Here is a 1,794-nt window from a genome sequence, read left to right as displayed (position 1 = left end):
TCTATGGCAATGCAAGGATAAAAAGACATAGCGGCTTATGTTCGGTTCCCATAAATTGTGAAGTTTATGAAAGCGATCACGTTGTAAAGATTATTGAAAACAAAGCAGCGTAAATAAATGCTGGGCGGTGCGGGGGCGCCCCTCTTTCAAATTTTCCATTCCAAATTTTAGCAAATGTTTAACACATTCAATTGTGTGAGGTATTCTTATGTGCAAAAAATACGAATTAACTAGAGGAATCAAAAAAATAAAACATGCTCTGACAAGAGAAACTATCAATCTTTATCGCATTTGTGCTTTAAAAGATTTCGATGATGTCAAGGAAGGTGACCTTGGTGGCTTTATCGAAAAGGAAGCAAATCTCTCTCATGATGGCAATTGCTGGGTATATGATAATGCTTGTGCCTATGGTCATGCGCGCGTTTCTGACAATGCAAAAATACGTCATTATTCTCAAATCTGTGGTCAAGTCTATGGGAATTGTGAGGTCTATGGGAGGGCTTTCATCTCTCAATATGCAAATATTTATGACAATGCTTGTGTCTATGGCAATGCCCATGTTTATGGGAATGTGTATGGCAATGCCCATGTGAGTGGGGGCGCCTTTGTTCATGCTGATGCCCATATTTATGACCATGCTCATGTTTCTTATGATGCTGTGGTTTTTAGTTATGCAAGAGTTTATGGGCGTGCCAAAATTTATGGCAAGGTCTATGGCTATGTGTATGGCAATGCTAAGGTAACTGATTATACTAAGGTGTGGGATAAGGTCTATGGCAATGCCAAATTAAACAAGCAAAGCAAAGTAAGGAAAGTTCCTATAAATTATGAGGTTTATGAAAGCGATAACCTTGTCAAGATTGTTGATGAAACAGAATAAAGAACGGCGTGGGGGGCGCCTTCTACAGCTATAAACGCATCATAAAAGAGAGAATTCAAATAAGAAAGCCGTGCCTTTAAGAGACGCGGCTTTTATCTTCTATAGAAATGTAACTAAAAAATATGAACTTACAATAAATGCATATATACAAAACGTATCATATTGCAAGCGTTCTATTGTTTTTATGAAAACTTATCAAAAGGATCATAAATGATTGGGTATCATCTTGATAGCATTCATTTGAATAAGAGAAAATATAAACGCTTTTGATTTTTATAAACCTATCAATAAAACGCTCTCATATTTAAAGGGAGTCATTTGAAATAAAGCACATAATCAAAATGCCTCTTTAAAACCTATCAAGAAAAATGCCTATGAAGGGAATATCTGTCATAAAACAGTTTTTCTATTTATTTATGCGCATTGGTTCTTAAAAGCAGCTTTTCATAAGACAAATAAACAAACGCTTTTTAGAACCTATGGTTTTTAAGATTTGTTTTGCTGTAAAATCTAGATTTTTGTTTTTCGTAAATGAAACGTTCTTAAGAGCAAATGATAACTAAGTTTATAGCTGTTATAAAACATCAGTTTCAAACGTTTAAACGTTCATTTAAAAAGGTTATCCATAAGCGTATTTTCACTTTTCATTAAAACCTAATTTCTTTGCACATTAACCAGCTCAAATTCGAGCTCGTTATCTTTAAAAGAGAGCATTCTTTAAACAGGGTAACTTTTGACTCAAAATTTAGAAAAATCTCATGTCTTATGACATTATAATGGTTTTAAGTTTTGCTTGCTTATCTTTGTTTCAATAGGTGCCTCCAAATTTGGATTGACCCCATTTGGTTTCGTATTTTTAAACTATAGTCTTTAAAACGTTTTTTATTACCATGTCTAAGGTATATAGTATTCTA

1 protein-coding gene is annotated in these 1,794 nt (G+C 33.9%); it reads left to right on the top strand.

Going from position 1 to position 1,794, the window contains the following annotated elements:
* Positions 1–208 precede the first annotated feature (208 nt).
* A complete protein-coding gene (locus PVV68_RS10305; RefSeq protein WP_273722135.1) occupies positions 209–880 on the top strand; it encodes a hypothetical protein in 672 nt (223 codons plus the stop codon).
* The last annotated feature ends 914 nt before the right edge of the window (positions 881–1,794 follow it).

Source organism: Bartonella sp. ML69XJBT (assembly GCF_028618515.1).
Lineage (GTDB): Bacteria > Pseudomonadota > Alphaproteobacteria > Rhizobiales > Rhizobiaceae > Bartonella.
Note: the sequence above shows the minus strand (reverse complement) of the source record. Positions and strands in the feature narration are given on the sequence as shown.